This window comes from Corynebacterium marquesiae, from assembly GCF_030229635.1.
Classification (GTDB): domain Bacteria; phylum Actinomycetota; class Actinomycetes; order Mycobacteriales; family Mycobacteriaceae; genus Corynebacterium; species Corynebacterium marquesiae.
The window spans coordinates 1-702 of the sequence record NZ_JASPII010000039.1 but is presented as its reverse complement, the minus strand read 5'-3'; the positions used below and the strand labels follow the sequence as shown (position 1 = coordinate 702).

The window sequence follows — 702 nt, the reverse complement described above, 5'->3', positions numbered from 1 at the left end:
AAGGCGGCTACCAAGCACTCGAACCACGCTCCCGGCGCCCGCACTCCAACCCCAGACAAGTGCCAGAGAGCACGGTCAAAGCAATCCTCGATATCCGACAACACCTGGAAAACACCGGCCAAGACAACGGCGCCCACACCATCCGCTGGCACCTTCAACAACAAAAAATAACCCCACTACCAGCAGCATCGACTATCCACCGCATACTCAAACGCCACGGCTGGGTCATCGAACAACCTCACAAAAGGCCACGCAGTTCCTGGAAACGATTCCAAGCAGACCAACCGAACGAAACCTGGCAACTCGACTACAGCCACTGGTACCTCAACAACAACCAACGCGTAGCCATCCTGACCATCATCGACGACCACTCACGCTATGTCATCGCTTGCAAAGCCGTCGAGCACGAAACCGGCACCAACGTCATCGACACCTTCATATCCGCAGGAAACAAACATGGATTTCCCAAATCCACCCTCACCGACAACGGCAGCGTGTTCACCACAAAGCTCTACAGAAAAGCCGACACTCGCAACGGCTTCGAACAGCTACTGCTCCAAATGGGCATCCACCAAAAGAATGGAACTCCATACCATCCCCAAACCCAAGGAAAAGTCGAGCGCTTCCACCAAACACTCCAAAAAGCCCTGCACACAAGGCCATTTGCCCACAACATCGCCGAGCTAAACCAACAACTCGATG

General features: G+C 54.1%; 1 protein-coding gene. It reads left to right on the top strand.

All coding sequences use genetic code 11. From position 1 onward, the window contains the following. A partial coding sequence (locus tag QP971_RS11270) for a DDE-type integrase/transposase/recombinase (RefSeq protein WP_284821789.1) occupies positions 1 to 702 on the top strand: 702 nt, incomplete at both ends.